At 69.6% G+C, this 17,357-nt stretch carries 18 protein-coding genes; 10 read left to right on the top strand and 8 right to left on the bottom strand.

Annotated features, from left to right (window positions below; translation table 11 throughout):
* The first annotated feature begins 18 nt into the window (after nt 1-18).
* Complete coding sequence (locus AW271_RS33605) at nt 19-750, top strand: phosphatase PAP2 family protein (RefSeq protein WP_169806436.1); 732 nt, start codon at nt 19-21, stop codon at nt 748-750.
* Here the strand turns inward: AW271_RS33605 and AW271_RS33600 are convergent.
* Both AW271_RS33600 and AW271_RS33595 read right to left on the bottom strand, forming a co-directional pair.
* Nucleotides 708-1,373 carry a hypothetical protein gene (locus AW271_RS33600; RefSeq protein ID WP_157554901.1) on the bottom strand — a complete coding sequence of 222 codons (666 nt, stop codon included), beginning with the start codon at nt 1,371-1,373 and terminating at the stop codon, nt 708-710. The genes AW271_RS33605 and AW271_RS33600 overlap by 43 nt on opposite strands.
* Nucleotides 1,374-1,475: 102 nt before the next feature.
* Nucleotides 1,476-1,718, bottom strand: a complete 243-nt coding sequence (locus AW271_RS33595; RefSeq protein WP_169806435.1) for a DUF5302 domain-containing protein — start codon at nt 1,716-1,718, stop codon at nt 1,476-1,478.
* Between the two features lie 70 nt (nt 1,719-1,788).
* Between AW271_RS33595 and AW271_RS33590 the strand changes: the two genes are divergently transcribed.
* The 3 genes from AW271_RS33590 to AW271_RS33580 are packed head-to-tail and all read left to right on the top strand — an operon-like array spanning nt 1,789 to nt 3,912.
* A complete protein-coding gene (locus AW271_RS33590; RefSeq protein ID WP_062341642.1) occupies nt 1,789-2,421 on the top strand; it encodes a 4'-phosphopantetheinyl transferase family protein in 633 nt (210 codons plus the stop codon).
* 10 nt (nt 2,422-2,431) lie between these two features.
* On the top strand, nt 2,432-3,079 hold the full coding sequence (locus AW271_RS33585; RefSeq protein ID WP_062341641.1) for a Rossmann-fold NAD(P)-binding domain-containing protein: 648 nt from the start codon (nt 2,432-2,434) through the stop codon (nt 3,077-3,079).
* A 14-nt stretch (nt 3,080-3,093) separates the two neighbouring features.
* Nucleotides 3,094-3,912, top strand: a complete 819-nt coding sequence (locus tag AW271_RS33580; protein WP_062341640.1) for an NAD-dependent epimerase/dehydratase family protein — start codon at nt 3,094-3,096, stop codon at nt 3,910-3,912.
* Here the strand turns inward: AW271_RS33580 and AW271_RS33575 are convergent.
* Nucleotides 3,900-4,556 (bottom strand): ACT domain-containing protein, encoded by a 657-nt coding sequence (locus AW271_RS33575; RefSeq protein WP_062341639.1) that lies wholly within the window; start codon nt 4,554-4,556, stop codon nt 3,900-3,902. The two genes, AW271_RS33580 and AW271_RS33575, sit on opposite strands and share 13 nt — an antisense overlap.
* A gap of 51 nt (nt 4,557-4,607) precedes the next feature.
* On the opposite strand from AW271_RS33575, the gene dusB reads away from it, so the two are divergent.
* From dusB to AW271_RS33560, 3 genes are read left to right on the top strand one after another with little or no spacing between them, the layout of a single operon-like run.
* Nucleotides 4,608-5,720 carry a tRNA dihydrouridine synthase DusB gene (gene dusB / locus AW271_RS33570; RefSeq protein ID WP_062341638.1) on the top strand — a complete coding sequence of 371 codons (1,113 nt, stop codon included), beginning with the start codon at nt 4,608-4,610 and terminating at the stop codon, nt 5,718-5,720.
* Nucleotides 5,721-5,756: 36 nt separating this feature from the next.
* Nucleotides 5,757-6,089, top strand: coding sequence for a hypothetical protein (locus tag AW271_RS33565; RefSeq protein ID WP_062341637.1), 333 nt, complete (start codon nt 5,757-5,759; stop codon nt 6,087-6,089).
* A gap of 2 nt (nt 6,090-6,091) precedes the next feature.
* Entirely contained in the window at nt 6,092-7,081 is a 990-nt protein-coding gene (locus AW271_RS33560; RefSeq protein WP_062341636.1) for a hypothetical protein, read from the top strand.
* A gap of 36 nt (nt 7,082-7,117) precedes the next feature.
* Here AW271_RS33560 and AW271_RS33555 read toward each other — a convergent pair whose 3' ends face one another.
* Together AW271_RS33555 and AW271_RS33550 are read right to left on the bottom strand one after the other, a co-directional pair.
* Nucleotides 7,118-9,226, bottom strand: coding sequence for an NACHT domain-containing protein (locus AW271_RS33555; protein ID WP_062341635.1), 2,109 nt, complete (start codon nt 9,224-9,226; stop codon nt 7,118-7,120).
* A 95-nt stretch (nt 9,227-9,321) separates the two neighbouring features.
* Nucleotides 9,322-11,811 carry a DEAD/DEAH box helicase gene (locus tag AW271_RS33550; protein WP_062341634.1) on the bottom strand — a complete coding sequence of 830 codons (2,490 nt, stop codon included), beginning with the start codon at nt 11,809-11,811 and terminating at the stop codon, nt 9,322-9,324.
* A 113-nt stretch (nt 11,812-11,924) separates the two neighbouring features.
* Between AW271_RS33550 and AW271_RS33545 the strand changes: the two genes are divergently transcribed.
* Complete coding sequence (locus AW271_RS33545; RefSeq protein WP_062341633.1) at nt 11,925-13,073, top strand: sensor histidine kinase; 1,149 nt, start codon at nt 11,925-11,927, stop codon at nt 13,071-13,073.
* Here AW271_RS33545 and AW271_RS33540 read toward each other — a convergent pair.
* Entirely contained in the window at nt 13,021-13,839 is an 819-nt protein-coding gene (locus tag AW271_RS33540) for a helix-turn-helix transcriptional regulator (protein WP_062341632.1), read from the bottom strand. The two genes, AW271_RS33545 and AW271_RS33540, sit on opposite strands and share 53 nt — an antisense overlap.
* Nucleotides 13,840-13,941: 102 nt before the next feature.
* On the opposite strand from AW271_RS33540, the gene AW271_RS33535 reads away from it, so the two are divergent.
* Nucleotides 13,942-14,640 carry an SDR family NAD(P)-dependent oxidoreductase gene (locus tag AW271_RS33535; RefSeq protein WP_062341631.1) on the top strand — a complete coding sequence of 233 codons (699 nt, stop codon included), beginning with the start codon at nt 13,942-13,944 and terminating at the stop codon, nt 14,638-14,640.
* Here AW271_RS33535 and AW271_RS33530 read toward each other — a convergent pair whose 3' ends face one another.
* Together AW271_RS33530 and AW271_RS43005 are read right to left on the bottom strand one after the other, a co-directional pair.
* On the bottom strand, nt 14,641-15,042 hold the full coding sequence (locus AW271_RS33530; RefSeq protein WP_062341630.1) for a nitroreductase family deazaflavin-dependent oxidoreductase: 402 nt from the start codon (nt 15,040-15,042) through the stop codon (nt 14,641-14,643).
* Nucleotides 15,043-15,069: 27 nt separating this feature from the next.
* The gene (locus tag AW271_RS43005) at nt 15,070-15,660 is read right to left on the bottom strand and encodes a TetR/AcrR family transcriptional regulator (protein WP_062341629.1); all 591 of its coding nucleotides are present in this window, start codon (nt 15,658-15,660) and stop codon (nt 15,070-15,072) included.
* Between the two features lie 115 nt (nt 15,661-15,775).
* Between AW271_RS43005 and AW271_RS33520 the strand changes: the two genes are divergently transcribed.
* On the top strand, nt 15,776-17,356 hold the full coding sequence (locus AW271_RS33520) for an MDR family MFS transporter (protein ID WP_062341628.1): 1,581 nt from the start codon (nt 15,776-15,778) through the stop codon (nt 17,354-17,356).
* Nucleotide 17,357 lies beyond the last annotated feature (1 nt).

Below are 17,357 nucleotides of genomic sequence, written 5' to 3'. Positions count from 1 at the left end.
CAGATTGGAGCCCCAATGGTGACGACAAGCCCCCCGGCGACCCGGGAGCACGCCCACGGGCGTCCGTGGCAGCGGGTCGACTTCAAAGAGGTCGGGCGGCGGGTGCTGCTGCCGCTGTTCGCCCTGTTGATCGCCACACTCGGCACCGGCCTGCTGCTGGTGCGGGTGCTGGGCGACAGCTGGCTGATCGCCCGTGACGAGGAGGTCAGCCGGGAGGTCGCGGGGGAGCGGTCGCCGTTCTGGAACGGCGTCACCGACGTCGTGTCGTCGTTCTCGGACACGCCCGTGATCGTGGTGGCCACGGCGATCTTCGCGATCGGGTTCCGGATCGCCTACAAGCGATGGCGCGAGTCGGTGTTCCTGATCTTCGCCGTGTGGGCGCAGTCGCTGATCTTCCTGGCGTCCACGGTCGTGTCGGAGCGGCCCCGGCCCGAGGTGGCCCACCTCGACCCGGCGCCGCCCACCTCCAGCTGGCCCTCCGGGCACACCAGCGCGGGCGTCGCCTTCTATCTCGGCGTCGCCGTCGTGCTCGGCCTGCACGTGCACCGGCACGCCATTCTGCGGTGGGTGCTGCTCGCGATCGGCCTGACCATTCCGCTCGGCATCGCCGCCTCGCGGCTCTACCGGGGCATGCACCACCTGACCGACGTCAGCTGGGGCTTCATGCTCGGCGCGGCCTGCGTGGCGATCCTCGCCGGCGGGGCCCTCTATCGACCTGCCTTGAAGGCCAGCGGCCGGGTCTCCACCTGATCGTCGCCGACCAGGGCCCTGACCTCGTCGATGGCGGTGGTCAGCAGGCCGCGCAGGATCCGGTCGGGATCGTCGACGCACGCCTGCGAGACGCCCCGTACGGCCAGCTGGACCGTGTTCGGCGCCGCGTAGCGGCGGAAGCCGCGGCGGGACACCTTGACCCCGCTGCGGAAGCCGTAGGCCCAGCGGGCGGCGTCGGGCACCAGGTCGAGCGCCTCCTGGCTGGCCGGTTCGAGGCCGGGTTCCCGGCCTTCGAGGTCGGCCAGGACGTGCTCGGCCGCCAGCACCGAGACCGCGAGGGCCAGTTGGCGTTCGGCCGCGACCACCGGGAGCGCCGTCGTGGCCGCGCGCAGCGCGATCCGGACGTCGGCCCGTGGATCGTTGGTGGTGAGCCCGATCACCGACGGGATCAGCGGCGCGAGCCGCTGCCGGTTGGCGTCGGTCGTGTAGTCGTTGACAAGCCGCGCCATCGCCGCCAAAAGCGGGTGGGTGCAGGCCGGGTGGTCGCTCCAGCGCTCACCGGCCAGGTAGGACGCGAACTCCATGAAACACGCACCCTTGCGCGGGTTGCGGTGCTTGCCTCGGGACAGCAGCGGGACCGCCGCCGGAAGGTGACCTTGCACAGCCGCTCCATGCGATTTCGCCCAGGATGTCACTTTCCATAGTGCGCCCGGATCACGCGGATCGGAAGGCCCCCCTCCGATGGCGGCCCCTTTCAGCGGATGTCAGCCCCCGCTCTTGCGGCGAAACGAACGTTTGCCGCCGGCGGCCTCGTGTGTGCCGTGGATCTTGGACGACCCCCGGGCACCCTTCCCGTTGCGGTCGGACTGCGCCTGGCGCTTACGGTCGAGAGCCTCGCGGAACTTCCGCTTGAGCTCGTCTTCCGCGCTCGCCTCGTCGGCGACCCCGTCGATCGACTCGTCGGTCACCTCCGCCTCGACGGCGGAATCGGGTGTGCTGTCAGACATCGGACCTCCTGGGCTGTCACTTTACCGTGACCCTCCAGGCGGTAAGGTCCAGCCGGAAAGGGGGCGTTTCATGCTGGGATCGGTGCTTCCCTCGGGCGTCGTGTGGCACGAGAGCTTCGGCGACCCGCCCGGTGTGCGGCCCCTCCCCGAGGAGGAGTCGCTGGTCGCCCAGGCCGTGCCGCGCCGCCGGGCCGAGTTCGCCACCGCCCGCTGGTGCGCCCGCCAGGCCCTCGCGTCGTTCGGGCACGCCGACGTCCCCATCCTGTCGGGCCCGAAGCGCGAACCGCTGTGGCCCAAGGGCATCGTGGGCAGCATGACCCACTGCGACGGCTACCGGGCCGCCGCCGTGGCCCCCGACGGCGTGGTGGCCTCGATCGGCATCGACGCCGAGCCCGACCAGCCCGTGCCCGACGGGGTGCTGGGCGCCGTCGCCTCGCCCGAGGAGCAGATGGCGGTCGGGCGGCTGCTGGCCGACCGGCCGGTGGTGGCCTGGGACCGGCTGCTGTTCTCCGCCAAGGAGTCGGTGTACAAGGCGTGGTTCCCGATCACCGGGCGCTGGCTGGGGTTCGAGGACGCCCATGTGACCTTCGGGGACGGTGTGTTCAGCGCCCGGATCCTGGTCGACTCGCCGTTACCGGTGTTCGAGGGCCGTTGGGCGGCCGAGGGCGGGCTCCTCGTCACCTCCGTGGTCGTCCAGGCGTAATGTCGGTTATGTGCGCGTGATCGTGTTCGGAGCGACCGGAATGGTCGGCCAGGGGGTCCTGCGGGAGTGCCTGCTCGCCCCCGACGTGTCCGAGGTGCTCGTCGTCGGGCGCACGCCCACCGGCGTCACCGATCCCAAACTCACCGAAGTCATCTCCGACGTCGCGCAGCCAGCCGGGTACGCGACGTTTCTGCAGGGCTTCGACGCCTGCTTCTTCTGCGTCGGGGTCAGCTCGGCCGGGATGTCGGAGGCCGACTACCGGCAGGTGACGTACACGCTGACCACCGACGTGGCCCGCACGCTGCGGCGCGACGTGACGTTCGTGTACGTCTCGGCCCAGGGCGCCGACGCCGAGGGGCGCCGGATGTGGGCCCGGGTGAAGGCCGAGACCGAGAACACGCTGTTCGAGCGGTTCGACCGGGCCTTCGCGATGCGCCCCGGCGTGATCAGGGCCCTGCACGGCGCGACCAGCAAGACCCGGTCCTACCGGGTGCTCTACATGATCGGCCTGCCGATCTGGCCGGTGCTCTCGCGGTTGTTCCCCCGGCTGGTGACCAGCACCGAGGCGATCGGCCGGGCCATGCTCGCCCTGGCTCGCGGAGCAAAAGCCCCGAAAATCCTGTATGCGACCGGTATCAACCGGCTCGCCCGGATGTGAAAGGCTTCCGAGCCATGGAACGCATCTGTGTCACCGGCGCCGCCGGCAAGGCCGGCCGGGCGGTCGTGGCCGACCTGCGCGAACACGGCTACGACGTGGTCGCCACCGACCTCGCCGGCCCCGGCGTGCTGGCCGCCGACCTGACCGACCACGGGCAGGCGGTCGAGGTCCTCGAGGGCTGCTCGGCGGTCGTCCACCTGGCCAACATCCCCGCCCCCGGCCTGGCCACCCCGGCCGTCACCTTCCAGCGCAACGTGACCATGAACGCCAACGTGTTCCTGGCGGCGGCGACCCTGAAGCTGCGCCGCGTCGTCTGGGCCTCCAGCGAGACCACCCTGGGCCTGCCCTTCGACGACGCCCCCCGCTACGCGCCCGTCGACGAGGCCCACTACCCGGTGCCGACCTCGACCTACGCGCTGTCGAAGGTCGTCACCGAGACCACCGCCGAGCACGTCGCGGCCTGGTCGGGCATCCCGTTCGTGGCCCTGCGCCTGTCGAACATCCACCTGCCCGAGGACTACGCGAACGTCCCGTCATACTGGGCCGACGCCGCCTCGCGGCGCTGGAACCTGTGGGGCTACGTCGACGTGCGCGACGTCGCCCAGAGTTGCCGCCTGGGCCTGACCGCCGAGGTCACCGGGGCCGAGAGCTTCGTGATCGCGGCCGCCGACACGATCATGAACCGCCCCTCGGCCGACCTGCTCCGCGAGGAGTTCCCGGGCGTCGAGCTCACCCACGACGTGGGCGAGTTCGGCACGCTGCTGTCGATCGACAAGGCCAGGAAGGTGCTCGGCTACGACCCCCGGCACTCCTGGCGCGATCACGTGGGCTGAGAGGCCGACCGGAAGGCGCGTTCGGCGCCCGCCTCGATCGCCGGCAGCAGCAGGAAGATGTCGAGGATCCGGGCCAGCCTGGACACCTCGATGCGGTGGAAGGCGGGCCCCTCGACCCGGGCCAGCACCAGCGTCAGCGCGAGCGGCGGCAGCGGCGCGTTGACGACGTGGACGCCCGACTCGAGCGTCGCGGCCACCGGCCGGGCCGGGACGAGCTCGGGGAACCTGACCGACTCGGGCGCCCGCCAGCTGGCGCAGACCACGTCGTGGCTGCCGTCGGCCGCGCAGGCCGCCCAGTCGGCGCTGAAGATCACCGGCATCGCGTCGACCAGGGTGGCCAGCGCCCGGTCGCCGGCGGTGGTCAGGAACTTGAGCACCTCCAGCTCGGGGAAGGTGCCGGGCGCCTCCCGGGTCGCCCACACGCCCTCGACCTTGATGTCGGGGAGCTCGTCGAGGGCCCGGAGCAGGTGCTCGCGCGGCGCGGCGTCGGGCCACGAGACGGTGAAGTCGTCGACCGCGCGTTCGTCGCCCCGGTCGAGCACGACGACCTGGATGATGTCGGCCCCCGCGACGCCGAGGGCCTGCGTGACGGCGCCCAGGGCGCCGGGACGGTCGGGCAGCGCGATCCGCAACCGCAGCAGCATGCGACCAGGCTAGTGCACCGGTCACTCCCGGCCGTGGACGACAATGAGCAGATGAAAATCGGGTCGCTCGACGTCTGGCCCCCCGTGGTGCTCGCCCCGATGGCCGGCATCACCAACCGCGCCTACCGCACGCTCTGCCGCGAACAGGGCGGCGGGTTGTTCGTGTGCGAGATGATCACCTCGCGGGCGCTGGTCGAACGCAATCCGCTGACCTACGAGATGATCCGCTTCGGTCCCACCGAGTCGCCGCGCAGCATCCAGCTCTACGGCGTCGACCCGGTGGTCATGGGCCGCGCCGCCAAGATCATCGTGGACGAGGACCTGGCCGACCACATCGACCTCAACTTCGGCTGCCCGGTGCCCAAGGTGACCCGCCGGGGCGGCGGCGCGGCGGTGCCCTACAAGCGGCGGCTGCTGCGCGCGATCATCCGCGAGGTGGTGGCCGGCGCGGGCCCCCTGCCGGTGACCGTGAAGATGCGCAAGGGCATCGACGACGACCACCTGACCTACCTCGACGCCGGGCAGATCGCCGCCGAGGAGGGCGTCCAGGCCGTGGCCCTGCACGCCCGCACCGCCATCCAGCACTACGGCGGCTTCGCCGACTGGGACGCCGTCGCCCGCCTGCGCGACGCCGTGCCCGGCCACGTGCCGGTGCTCGGCAACGGCGACATCTGGACCGCCGACGACGCCCTGCGCATGGTCGCCCAGACCGGCTGCGACGGCGTGGTGATCGGGCGCGGCTGCCTCGGCCGCCCCTGGCTCTTCCGCGACCTGGAGAACGCGTTCAACGGCTCGCCCGAGCGCGCCGAGCCGCGCCTCGGCGAGGTGGTCACCATGTTGCTGCGCCACGCCGAGCTCCTGGTCGAGGTGATGGGCGACGAGAAGCACGGCGTCTCCGACTTCCGCAAGCACGTCGGGTGGTATCTGAAGGCGTTCCCGGTCGGCGCGGAGACCCGGCGGCTGACCGCCCAGGCCGCCTCGATCGACGAGCTGCGCGAACGGCTGTCGGGCCTCGACCCCGACCAGCCGTGGCCCGGCGAGGCCGCCGACGGCCCGCGCGGCAAGAGCGGCGAACGGCAGAAGGTGGCGCTGCCGCACGGCTGGCTCGACGACCCCGACGACTACGCCGTGCCCGAGGTCGAAGACGCGCTTTCCGGCGGTTGATGGTCACTTTATGGATTCGTGACTTATCGTGCTTGCATGCGTCGCAGATCGGCTGTCGCCGCCCTCGCCACGGCGGCCCTGCTGGCCGCGCCCGCGAGCGCGGCGGCGGGCGGCCCGGTGACCACCCTGACCCCGGGCGGCGGCCGGGCGACCCATGAGCGGGGCGTGCTCGACGTGTGGGACACCGAGGCCGACGGCCAGGCGGTCCGCACCTACGTCGGGGTCGGCGGCGTCGGCCAGGGGTACGACGAGAACACCGGCGGCGCCGGGACCGTCGTCAGGCACTACCTGAACGCCCCCGACGTCACCCTCCAGACCTGCCGCCTGCTGGGCTCGTTCGTGTCCGACTGCGGCCCGGTGGGGGGCTGACCGTGCGTGTCCTGCTCGCCGCCCTCGCGCTCACCGGCACCCTGAACGGCGCCGCCCTCGCCGACCGCCCCCCGCTCGTGCAGGACCTCTGGCCGAGGGCCGTCCACGTCGTCCCGGCCGTGCTGCCCGACGGCCGCACCCTCACCCCGCGCCTGTTCCTCGACGACGACACCGTGCTCGCCACCGCGGCCAAGGGCTTCGAGCGGTCGGAGGCGCTGGTGTCGTACAAACTGAGTGACGGGGAGACCACCGAGCTGGCCGAACTCGCCGTGCCCCCTCGGACCGTCGTCCACCCCTCGGACGTGGCCGCCGGGTCGGGCCACATCGCCTGGTGGACGGCCCGCCGCGACGGCGCGGGCCGCGTCGGCGAGATCTGGACGGTGCCCCTCACGGGCGGCGACCCGGTCGCCGTCGCCGCCTTCGCGCTGACCGGCACGGTCACCGGCCTCGAACTGACCGCCCAGGGCGTCGTGTGGTCGACCGACGCCGGGGGCGTGTGGCGGGTGCCCTACGCGGGCGGCCGCCCTACCGAGGTGCCCGGCACGCAGGGGCAGCACGTGCTGAGGTGGCCGTGGGTGGGCTCGCCCGCCCGCGCCTTCACCACGGCCGTCAACGCCGAGACCGGCGAGCGCCGGGAGAGCCTTCCCGGGTCGTCGTGCGGGGTGAACCTGTGCGTGTCGGCCGACCGGCTGGCCTCGGCGCGGTCGGGCGCCGGGCTGCGCGCGACCAAGCTGACCGACCCGCCGGTGTCGCGGCCCGCCCGCGACCGCTTTGTCACCTCCAGCACCCTGGCCGGGCCGGGGGAGATCTGGGCGGGGCTCTACGACCTGGTGTCGGGGCAGGTGGCCGACCTGGGCGTCAAGCCGCTGCCGGCGCGGGGGGTGCAGGCGGGCGGGATCGCGATCCCGGTGCCCGCCTCCGACGACCGCCTGCTGAGTTACCAGCAGGACGGGAAACTGGTGATCGTCGACCTGGCCAAGGCCGGTTTCTAGAGGCGGAGACCTGGATTACGCCGAACCGGATGTCGTTCATAGATGAGAGCCCGCTGGACCAAGTTGCAGCTCCGACCCGGTGGTGGGGTCTGCCAGGAAGTCGAGGAGCTCGCGATGGACGAATATGTAGCCGTTCCCCACTTTCCGGAGTATTAGACACTCTGCCATGAAGTCGAAAAATGGTAGGCAGGGCCGAGGGAAGAGAGTAAAGCGGGCCAGCTCCTGTCGGATCATGACCTGCTCGAGAAGTGGTTCGCCCGCTATTGAGGCGAACGTCAGGACGAATGATGCGAAGCCGATGAGAAGGGCGTAGTCGTGAGGAGGAAGCACGGCTGACGGGGCGAGGCGCGTGACGAAGGCGACCAAAAGGCCGATGATTACGCTCCAGACGAAGCCGACGCGTATGGCGAGGTAGACCCGCGGGCGTAAGGCGGGACTCGGCACTTCGCGACTCCGCATGATGGTGCGGCCTGACGACGCCAGCTCCTCGATGAATCCATCTATCAACCCTGACACCAGAAGATATGAGATCAGCAGGGTGATCGAGTAGACGGGACCCGCGATGGTGAATTCCTGAAAGCTGAGAGCGGCGCCGACGACAAGTGCCAGCGCCGATCCGGCGAGTTTGTCTCCGAGGCCATGCGCCATGAAGCCCCTGGGTGCTAGGACCAGAGATTTGATGATCGGATACGACGTGGCGTCGCCCTTCAGCGACTGCTCTCTCGGTGGCCCGACGCTTTTGAATTCCCGGGTGTCCTGTCGGCTCCTCCAGGTGATCTGCGTCGTATCGCTGTGATCATGACTGGCCAGCTGGGTGATCAAGCTGATCCCTAAGACGACGGCTGCGGCTGCGGCCGTCGATGCACCTGTCAACGGCCATGAGACGACGAACATGAGCCCGCATGACAGTGCCACCGCGAACGGTTTGGCATAGTCGGAGATTCTTATCAGGCGGCCTTCCGGGAGCCAGCTGGGACCCAGTAGATCAAGCGTGAAAACGGTCTGTCGCTCCAGGTGGAGTCGGTCCGCGAGCACGTGGAGGTATCGGCTCGAAATCTCCGGAGGATAGCGATGATTCTTTCTCCATCGCAGCATCGTTCTCAAGTATTGCGCGTAAAGACGGTGACGCGGGCCGGCCTGCCGTGCCTCCACCGGGGCTTCGGGGCCGTCTCGATAGGCAAGCGCCATGATGCTCAGCAGAAGTGGTGAGGAGGCCAGTTGCCAAAGCTCGGGGTCTGCGACCAGGGCAACTCTCAATCCATGTAACCCAGGTCCTGCCTCGTCGAGAAAACGCCTGGTCTGTTCTGCTCTCATCGGCTGAATCGTTACGATTCCATGTAGCCTCACCTGCTCTTTGAGTAGCATGTATTCCGCTTCGCGGCAGCAGATGGCGCTACTGGTGGGGTTGGCCTGAAGATATTTGTTCAATTCCGAGACACACGCGGAGCGGTACTCCGCCGCCACTTCGTCGAGGCCGTCGAAGAGGGTGAGGATATGGTGGTTTCGCAGCCATGCGCTGGAAAGTCGCCGAGGCATTCCGTAGCTTTCGACGAGCTCGTCGACGATCCATTCGGCGATCGTCTTACGCTGCCGCGCCCATGAAGCCAGTGGGAGGACGACCGGAACCGGCCTGCTCTCATTCTCGGCTGCCAGAAGAAGACTCTTGGCGAGCTCCAGCAGCATCGTGGTCTTTCCTGCTCCGGGCGCACCCAAGATGACGAGCCGATGGTCCATCAACGTGAACGCTTCCGCCATCTGCATGCCAGGAGGAAGCGGCTCTCTCATGCCGTTCGTCCAGGTGACGGCGATGTCCCATGGATGGTCGTTCGCCTCGCTGACTACCAGGTCAAGCTGAATCCGGGCCTCGTTGTACAACGACTGCTCCAGCACACCGGTCACCCAGTATCGCCGGACGCGGCGGATGAGTTCCTCCCTGGCCTGGGTGGATGGTAAGTCGGTCGGTTCGTCGTCCTTCCGGACGACCACTTCGACGGTCACCGTGGCGATGACCAGCACCAGCATGAGGGGCCACGCCACCCAGAGATGGTGCTTCCAGGACGCCGGCAGAACTCCGGTCGCCACATTCGTCGCGACTCCGAGCAGCGCGATGAAGAGGACGGAAAGCGCGACGCGGGTACGGCGCATGGCCCATTCTTACCTTCTGCCGCATCGACTGACCATGGTCAGTCGACGCGGGCGGTGAAGTGTGTGAACGCAGCCGCGAGCAAACTTGTCGGTGGTTAGAGGCGGTTGATGCCCACCACGTGGAGCACCGCGTACCCCTCCTCGTCGGACGCCGCCAGGTCGACGTCGGCCGACACCCCCCAGTCGCCGTCGCCCGCCGGGTCTTCGATGACCTGGCGCACCCGCCAGACCCCCGCCTCCTCCTCGATCCGCAGGAACGCCGGCCCGCGCGCGGAGGGCCCGGTGCCGATCGTGTCGTGCTCGTCGTAGTAGGCGTCGAGCCCGGCCGCCCAGTCGACGTCGGGGTACATCTCCTCCAGCTCCTCCTGCTGGTCGAGGGCGGCCAGTTCGACCATGCGGAACATCGCGTTGCGCACCAGGACGCGGAACGCGCGGGTGTTCGCGGTGACCGGGCGCAGCTTCGACTCGAGTTCGTCGCGGTGTTCCAGGGCCTCCGACGGGTTGGCGAGCTTCTCCCACTCGTCGATCAGGCTGGAGTCGACCTGGCGGATCAGTTCGCCGAGCCACTCGATCAGGTCGATCAGGTCGTCGGTCTTCATGTGTTCGGGCACGGTGCGCGACAGGGCGCGGTAGGCGTCGGCCAGGTAGCGCAGGACGGTGCCCTCCGACCTGGCCAGTTCGTAGAACTGGATGTAGTCGGTGAAGGTCATCGCGCGTTCGTACATGTCGCGGATGATGGCCTTCGGGCTGACCGTGTGGTCGCCGACCCAGGGGTGGCCCTGGCGGTAGGTCTCGTAGGCGCCGAAGAGCAGCGCCTCCAGCGGCATCGGGTAGGTGACCTCCTGGAGGAGCTCCATGCGCTCCTCGTATTCGATGCCGTCGGCCTTCATCTGGGCGACCGCCTCGCCGCGGGCCTTGTTGAGCTGGGCGTGCAGGATCTGGCGGGGGTCGTCGAGGGTCGACTCGACGACGCTGACCACGTCGAGGGCGTAGGTGGGGCTGTCGGGGGCCAGCAGCTCGAAGGTGGCCAGGGCGAAGGTCGACAGGGCCTGGTTGAGGGCGAAGTCCTGCTGGAGGTCGACCGTCAGGCGGGCGTAGCGGCCCTGGTCGTCGGGCTCCTTCAGGGTCTCGACGATGCCGCCGGCCAGCAGCGAGCGGTAGATCGCGATGGCGTGGCTGATGTGGCGGCGCTGGTTCTTGCGCTCCTCGTGGTTGTCGGTCAGCAGGCTCTTCATCGCCTGGAAGCAGTTGCCGGGGCGGTTGATGACCGCCAGCAGCATCGCGTTGGAGACCTTGAACCGGCTGGTCAGCGGCTCGGGCTCGGCCGTCTGGAGCTTCTCGAAGGTCTCCTCGTTCCAGTTGACGAAACCCTCCGGCGGCTTCTTGCGGGCGTAGCCCCTTCTGCGCTTGGGGTCGTCGCCGATCTTGGCCAGGGCGCGTTCGTTCTCGATCACGTGGTCGGGGGCCTGGCAGGAGACGTAGCCGATGGTGTCGAAGCCGGCCCGGCCGGCGCGGCCGGCGATCTGGTGGAACTCGCGGGCGCGCAGGCGGCGCACGCGGTTGCCGTCGTACTTGGTGAGGGCGGTGAACAGGACCGTGCGGATCGGGACGTTGACGCCCACGCCGAGGGTGTCGGTGCCGCAGATGACCTTCAGGAGGCCGGCCTGGGCGAGCTTCTCGACGAGCCGGCGGTATTTGGGCAGCATGCCCGCGTGGTGGACGCCGATGCCGTGGCGCACCAGCCGGGAGAGGGCGCGGCCGAACTTGGTGGTGAAGCGGAAGTTGCCGATCAGGGCCGCGATGGCCTCCTTCTCGGCCTTGCTGCACATGTTGATGCTCATCAGCGCCTGCGCGCGCTCCATCGCGGCGGCCTGGGTGAAGTGGACGACGTAGACGGGGGCCTGCCCGGTCGACAGGAACTCCTCCAGCGTCTCGTGGAGCGGGGTCATCCGGTACGAGTAGACCAGCGGCACCGGGCGCTCGGAGTGCTTGACCACGGCCGTCGGACGGCCGGTGCGCCGCGTGAGGTCCTTCTCGAAGCGGGTGACGTCGCCCAGGGTCGCCGACATCAAGACGAACTGGGCCTGCGGCAGCTCCAGCAGCGGGACCTGCCAGGCCCAGCCCCGGTCGGGTTCGGCGTAGAAGTGGAACTCGTCCATGATCACCATGCCGACGTCGGCCTGGCGGCCCTCGGCCAGCGCGACCTGGGCGAGGATCTCGGCGGTGCAGCAGATGATCGGGGCGTCGGCGTTGACCGAGGCGTCGCCGGTCATCATGCCGACGTTCTCGGTGCCGAAGATCGCGCACAGGTCGAAGAACTTCTCCGAGACCAGCGCCTTGATCGGCGCGGTGTAGAACGAGACCTGGTCGCCCGCGAGCGCGGCGAAGTGGGCGCCGGCCGCGACGAGGGACTTGCCCGAGCCGGTGGGGGTCGACAGGATCAGGTTGCTGCCCGTCACCACCTCCATCAGCGCCTCCTCCTGCGCCGGATAGAGCGTCAGCCCACGCTCCGCGTTCCAGGCGGCGAACGCCTCGAAGAGGGAATCCGGGTCGGGGGTCTGCGGCAGGCGCTCGATCAGGCTCACCGCTCTATCCTGCCCCGAAGCGGCGGTGGAGCGGAAACGCGTGTTCGTACAAGATCGGGAAAGTCCGCGTGTCAGAGGGCCCGCGGGGCCCGCGCGGAGCCGACATTGGCGGGATGCGGGAGACGATCGACCGGTGGCGGGAGCGCTGGGAATCCCTCGACCCCGAACGGCGGGCCAGGATCGTCGACCTCCTCCTCGTCGTCACGCTGCTCGTCTACACCCTCCCGCCGGCGCTGGTCGAGCGCAACGACTCCTCGATCGTGGTGCCGGTCTGGGTGGCCACCGCGAGCGGGATCGTCGCGGCGCTGACCATGCTGGTCCGGCGCCGGTGGGCTGGGCCCTCGCTGGTGTTCTCGCTGGTGTGCTACCTGTTCACCGGGCAGTCGATCGCGGTGTCGATCGCCGCCTACTCGATGACGGCGCACCGGACCGTGCGGTGGTGGCAGGCCGTGGCGGCCGTGCTGACCGTCGGGTTCGCGGTCGGCTACCACTACCAGCCCAACATGAGCACCAACATCGGCATCGACGTGGTGCGGGCGATCACGACCGTGTACGTGGCCGCCGTCGTCGGCACCTGGGTGCGCGGCTACCGCGACATGATCCAGAAGCTGACGGACGACGTCCACATCAGGGAGGAGAACGCCGCCGCGCGCGAGCGCAGGCGGATCGCGGCCGAATTGCACGACACCGTGACGCACGCCGTGACCGTGATGGTGCTCAAGGCCGGGATGATCCAGGAGGACACCGACCAGGAGGACGACCCCGCCCTGGCCCGGGACATCGAAGACCAGGGTGTACGCGCCCTCACGGAACTCCGCGAGCTGCTCACCGTGTTGCGGGCGGGGGACCTGCCCGAATCGGCCCAGGGCATCGACGCGATCCCGCGCCTGGTGGCCGACAGCAACACGACCGGGCAGCGGGTCGACCTCGACTTCGCCGTCGACGGGACCGGCCTGTCGCGCAGCGTCGAGCACGCCGCCTACCGGGTCGTCCAGGAAGGGCTGAACAACGCCCGCAAGCACGCGCCCGGGGCCGCGGTCACCGTGACCGGGCGCGTCTCCGGCGACCAGCTCGTCATCGTCATCCACAACGCCGCCGGGCCGCCGCGCGGTGGGGTCTTCGGCGAGTCGGGCTACGGGCTGGCGGGCCTGCGGGAGCGGATCATGCTGGTCGGCGGCACCCTCCAGGCGGGCGCGTCGGCCGACGGGTTCACCCTGACCGCGCGTATCCCGGTCGGTCGAGCAGCTCCCGAACCCTCCTGAGGGCCTCCTGCGCGCCGGTGCCGGGGACCGGGACGTACATGATCAGGCGTTGGCCCGAGTCGGGGATGGCCAGGATCTGCCTCCGGACGTCGATCGCGCCGACGACCTCGTGCAGCAGCTGTTTGCGCAGCTCACGACGGATCTCCACGTCGTGGGCGGCCCAGAGGTCGGTGAACAGGGGGCTGCGCGCGGCCAGTTCGGCGACCAGGCCGGCCAGCTCGGGCCGGGTGGCCGAGGCCGCCCTCAGTTCGCGGACCGCCGCCGCGGCGAACGACTCGGCGTGCCGGCAGACCTCGCGGTGCACCGGACCGGCGAAGATGCCGCGCATCTCGTTCCCGCCGACCTGCAGGTAGGGGATCAGGTGCAGGGCCATCGGGTTGGCGGCCAGCACGTCGAACCCGTCGTCGAGCACGTAGGCCGGCACGTCGGTGAGCGTCGCCAGCAGCTCCAGCACGCCCTGCGGCGGCGTCGCCGCCACGCTGACCTGGGCGGGGGCCTCTCCGGCCAGGTTGTAGAGGTGGGCCCGCTCGTCGGCGTTGAGCATCAGGGCGCGGGCCAGCGCGTTGAGGATCTGCCGCGACGGACGGGGGCCGCGCGCCTGCTCCAGCCGTATGTAGTAGTCGACCGACATCCCCGCCAGCTCGGCGACCTCCTGCCGCCGCAGCCCCGCCGTCCGCCGCCGCGCGCCGTCGGGCAGCCCGACGTCGCGGGGCTTGCGCCGGGCGCGGCGGGTGCGGAGGAAGTCGGCCAGCCCGTTCCTGTCCATGTCCCGATTCTCCCCCTGGCCGGGGGCGCGTGGGTGGTACCGCCGATCCCAGCCTCGGGCGGTCTCTCGTGCCCCGGTCCGGCCCCGCCCACGCTGGACGCCATGACAACAGCACTCGTCACCGGCGCGAACAAGGGAATCGGCTTCGAGACCGCCCGCCTCCTGGCGGAGCGGGGCGTGGACGTGGTGATCGGCGCCCGGGACCCGGGCAGGGGAGCGGCGGCGGCCGCGCGCCTCGGCGTCGCCTCCGTCGAACTCGACGTGACCTCTCCCGCCACCGTCAGCGCGGCCGCCGCGTACCTGGCGGACCGGTTCGGCTCCCTGGACGTCCTGGTCAACAACGCCGGCATCGCGCAGGGCGGCCCGCCCACCGAGACCCCGCTCGACCTGATGCGGGGGCTCTACGAGGTGAACGTCTTCGGCGTCGTCGCGGTCACCAACACGATGGTGCCGCTGCTGCTCAAGTCGCCCGCCGGCCGGATCGTCATGGTCTCGAGCGAGGTCGGCAGCCTCACGGTCACGACCGACCCGGCCAACCCGTGGGGCGACCTGAACAGCCTGGCCTACCAGTCGTCCAAGACGGCCCTCAACATGGTCACCGCCCTGTACGCCAAGGAGCTGGCCGACACCCCGATCAAGGTGAACGCGATCTCACCGGGCTACTGCGCCACCGACCTCAACGGCTTCCAGGGCACCCGGACGGCCGCCCAGGGCGCGGCCGTGTCGGTGGCGATGGCCCTGCTCGGCGACGACGGCCCGACGGGCACGTTCGTCAACGAGGAGGGCGTGGTCGCGTGGTAGCTAGGCGCGTTCGATGACGACGACCGGGATCTCGCGGTCGGTCTTCTTCGTGTACTCGTCGTAGTCGGGCCAGGCGGCGGCCATCACCTGCCACATGCCGGGCTTCTCCTCCGGGGTGGCGGTCCGGGCGTGGGCGCGGAACTTGTCGCCCAAGACCTGGAACTCCACCTCGGGGTTGGCCTGGAGGTTCAGATACCACTCGGGCGGGGCGTCCGCGCCGCCCTTCGAGGCGACCAGCAGATAGTCGTCGCCGTACTTCTGGTAGATCAGCGGTGTCGTGTGCTTCGTGCCGGAGCGGCGGCCCGTCGTGGTCAGCAGGGCGGCCGTCGTGCCCTGCCAGTCGTGACCCTCGGCGCCGTCGGTGGCCTGGTAACGCTCGACGTGTTCCTTACCGTAAAGCATGTGGAGTCACCTACCCTTTCGGGCGGATCAACTCCCGGTCGCCTCGATCAATTCCAGGGCAACCTTCAGCGAGGCCTCGTACTTCTCGTTCTCGTCGATCTTCGGGTCGGGCAGCATGAAACCGACCGCGTGGATGGCGAACAGGGCCAGGCCGTGCTTGAGGCGGCGGGTCAGCGGCTGGTCGTGGTCGATCAGGAGCTCGCTGAGCTCCATCACCTTCTCACGCATGCGCAACATCACCGGGTGGTGCTTCATCGCGGTCGGGTTGCGCTCCATGAAGCGGGTGATCGCGCGGCCCTCGTAGGCGCCCTCGGCATAGCGGACGACGGCGGCGCGGCGGACCTCGGGCGTGACCGTGTCGTGGGCGCGCAGTTCGTCGATGATCACGTCGAGCGTCGCGATGCGGTCGAGGACCATGCCCGCGACGATGTCCTCCTTCGTCTTGAAGTGGTAGTAGAGGGCCGCCTTGGTCACCCCCAGCGCCTCGGCGATCTCGCGCAGCGAGGTCGCCTCGTAGCCCTGCTCGGTGAACAGTTCGAGCGCGATCTCCTGGATGCGCGCACGGGTGTCGCGGGTCTTGTCTCGGGTCTCCCGAGGGGCGAACGCGCGTTCGCTCATGGCGTTTGGTCGTCCTTTTAATTCAACTTGACGGGCGGCTTAGACGGACCTTACCTTAACTCCGGCCACTTGCCGGTCGGCAAGTAAGTTCATGGGTTAACAAGGGGGCCCCGCAATGTCGGAAACCGCCGCCAGTCCTCCTCCGGCGCGGTCCAGAGAAGTCATGATCATCTTGCCGGGGTTGCTCCTGGCGATGATGCTCGCCTTCCTCGACAACATGATCGTCGGCACCGCGATGCCCCGCATCGTCGGCGAGCTGAACGGTCTCGAATACTTCACCTGGGTCACCACCGCCTACATCCTGGGCACCACGGTGTCCACGCCCATCTGGGGCAAGCTGGGCGACCTCTACGGCCGCAAGACCGTCTTCCTCACCTCGATCGTCATCTTCCTGGTCGGTTCGGCCCTGTGCGGCATGGCCGGCTCGGAGTTCCTCGGCGGCGTCGACAACGGCATGACCGAGCTGATCGCCTTCCGCGCGATCCAGGGCCTCGGCGCCGGCGGCCTCATCGTCGGCGTGATGGCCATCATCGGCGACCTGGTCCCGCCGCGCGAGCGCGGTCAGTACCAGGGCATCATGGCCGCCATCATGTCGGTCGCGATGATCGCCGGTCCCCTCGCCGGCGGCTTCATCACCGACCACCTCGACTGGCGCTGGGCCTTCTACGTGAACCTGCCGCTCGGCGGGATCTCGCTGGTGTGGTTGTGGCTCAAGCTCGACCTGCCCAAGAAGCGCACCGAGCACCGCATCGACTGGTTCGGCGCGATCGTCCTCACGGTCGGGATCACCGCTTTGGTCCTGATCACCTCATGGGGGGGCCAGAGTCACGGCTACCCGTGGGGATCGTGGCAGATCATCGGCCTGGCCGTGCTCGCGGTCGTGTCGTTCGCGGCGTTCATCCCGGTCGAGCGGCGCGCCGCCGAGCCGATCATGCCGCTGCACGTCTTCAAGGACCGCAACTTCAACCTGATCTCGTGGATCGGCTTCCTGCTCGGCTTCGCCATGTTCGGCGCGATCTCGTTCCTGCCGCTGTTCCAGCAGCTGGTCCAGGGCGCCTCGGCGACCAACTCCGGCCTGCTCCTGCTGCCGATGATGGCCGCCTCGATGGTCGTCTCCCTCTACGTCGGCAAGCGCATCACCACGACCGGCAAGTACAAGGCGTTCCCGGTCATCGGCGGCGTCGTCATGGCCGTCGGCATGGGCCTGCTCACGCTGATGGACGTCAACACCCCGCTGTGGCAGACCGGCGTGTTCATCGCCGTGCTCGGCCTCGGCATGGGCTTCCTGATGCAGACCACCATGCTGATCGCGCAGAACAGCGTGGAGCAGAAGGACCTGGGCGTGGCCTCCAGCGCCTCGACCTTCTTCCGGTCGATCGGCGGCTCGTTCGGCGTGGCCCTGTTCGGCGCGGTGTTCAACAACCACCTGGCCGACAGCCTGCGCGAGAAGTTCGGCGAGCAGTCGGCCGACATGGTCGCCTCGGGCGGCCAGATGAGCCCCGCGGCCCTGGCCCAGCTCCCGCCGCAGATCAAGACCGGCTTCCTGGAGTCGCTGGCCGGCGCGATCAGCGGCGTGTTCCTCTGGGCGATCGTCTTCGCGGTCGCCGTTCCGATCCTGGCGGCCTTCATCAAGGAGATCCCGCTCCGGGGCGGCCCCGAGGAGCTCAGCAAGGAGGAGCCGGTGGCGGCTCTCTGAC

The sequence above is a fragment of the Herbidospora sakaeratensis genome, from assembly GCF_001570525.1.
GTDB lineage: Bacteria > Actinomycetota > Actinomycetes > Streptosporangiales > Streptosporangiaceae > Herbidospora > Herbidospora sakaeratensis.
This window is presented reverse-complemented; position numbering and strand designations above follow the sequence as displayed.

Excerpts from the sequence above, each read along its gene's own strand:
- AW271_RS33595 (WP_169806435.1), bottom strand. The coding sequence starts at position 1,718 with ATGTCTGACAGCACACCCGATTCCGCCGTCGAGGCGGAGGTGACCGAC.
- AW271_RS33590 (WP_062341642.1), top strand. The coding sequence starts at position 1,789 with ATGCTGGGATCGGTGCTTCCCTCGGGCGTCGTGTGGCACGAGAGCTTC.
- AW271_RS33580 (WP_062341640.1), top strand. The coding sequence starts at position 3,094 with ATGGAACGCATCTGTGTCACCGGCGCCGCCGGCAAGGCCGGCCGGGCG.
- AW271_RS33575 (WP_062341639.1), bottom strand. The coding sequence starts at position 4,556 with ATGCTGCTGCGGTTGCGGATCGCGCTGCCCGACCGTCCCGGCGCCCTG.
- dusB (WP_062341638.1), top strand. The coding sequence starts at position 4,608 with ATGAAAATCGGGTCGCTCGACGTCTGGCCCCCCGTGGTGCTCGCCCCG.
- AW271_RS33565 (WP_062341637.1), top strand. The coding sequence starts at position 5,757 with ATGCGTCGCAGATCGGCTGTCGCCGCCCTCGCCACGGCGGCCCTGCTG.
- AW271_RS33555 (WP_062341635.1), bottom strand. The coding sequence starts at position 9,226 with ATGCGCCGTACCCGCGTCGCGCTTTCCGTCCTCTTCATCGCGCTGCTC.
- AW271_RS33545 (WP_062341633.1), top strand. The coding sequence starts at position 11,925 with ATGCGGGAGACGATCGACCGGTGGCGGGAGCGCTGGGAATCCCTCGAC.
- AW271_RS33540 (WP_062341632.1), bottom strand. The coding sequence starts at position 13,839 with ATGGACAGGAACGGGCTGGCCGACTTCCTCCGCACCCGCCGCGCCCGG.
- AW271_RS33535 (WP_062341631.1), top strand. The coding sequence starts at position 13,942 with ATGACAACAGCACTCGTCACCGGCGCGAACAAGGGAATCGGCTTCGAG.
- AW271_RS33530 (WP_062341630.1), bottom strand. The coding sequence starts at position 15,042 with ATGCTTTACGGTAAGGAACACGTCGAGCGTTACCAGGCCACCGACGGC.
- AW271_RS43005 (WP_062341629.1), bottom strand. The coding sequence starts at position 15,660 with ATGAGCGAACGCGCGTTCGCCCCTCGGGAGACCCGAGACAAGACCCGC.
- AW271_RS33520 (WP_062341628.1), top strand. The coding sequence starts at position 15,776 with ATGTCGGAAACCGCCGCCAGTCCTCCTCCGGCGCGGTCCAGAGAAGTC.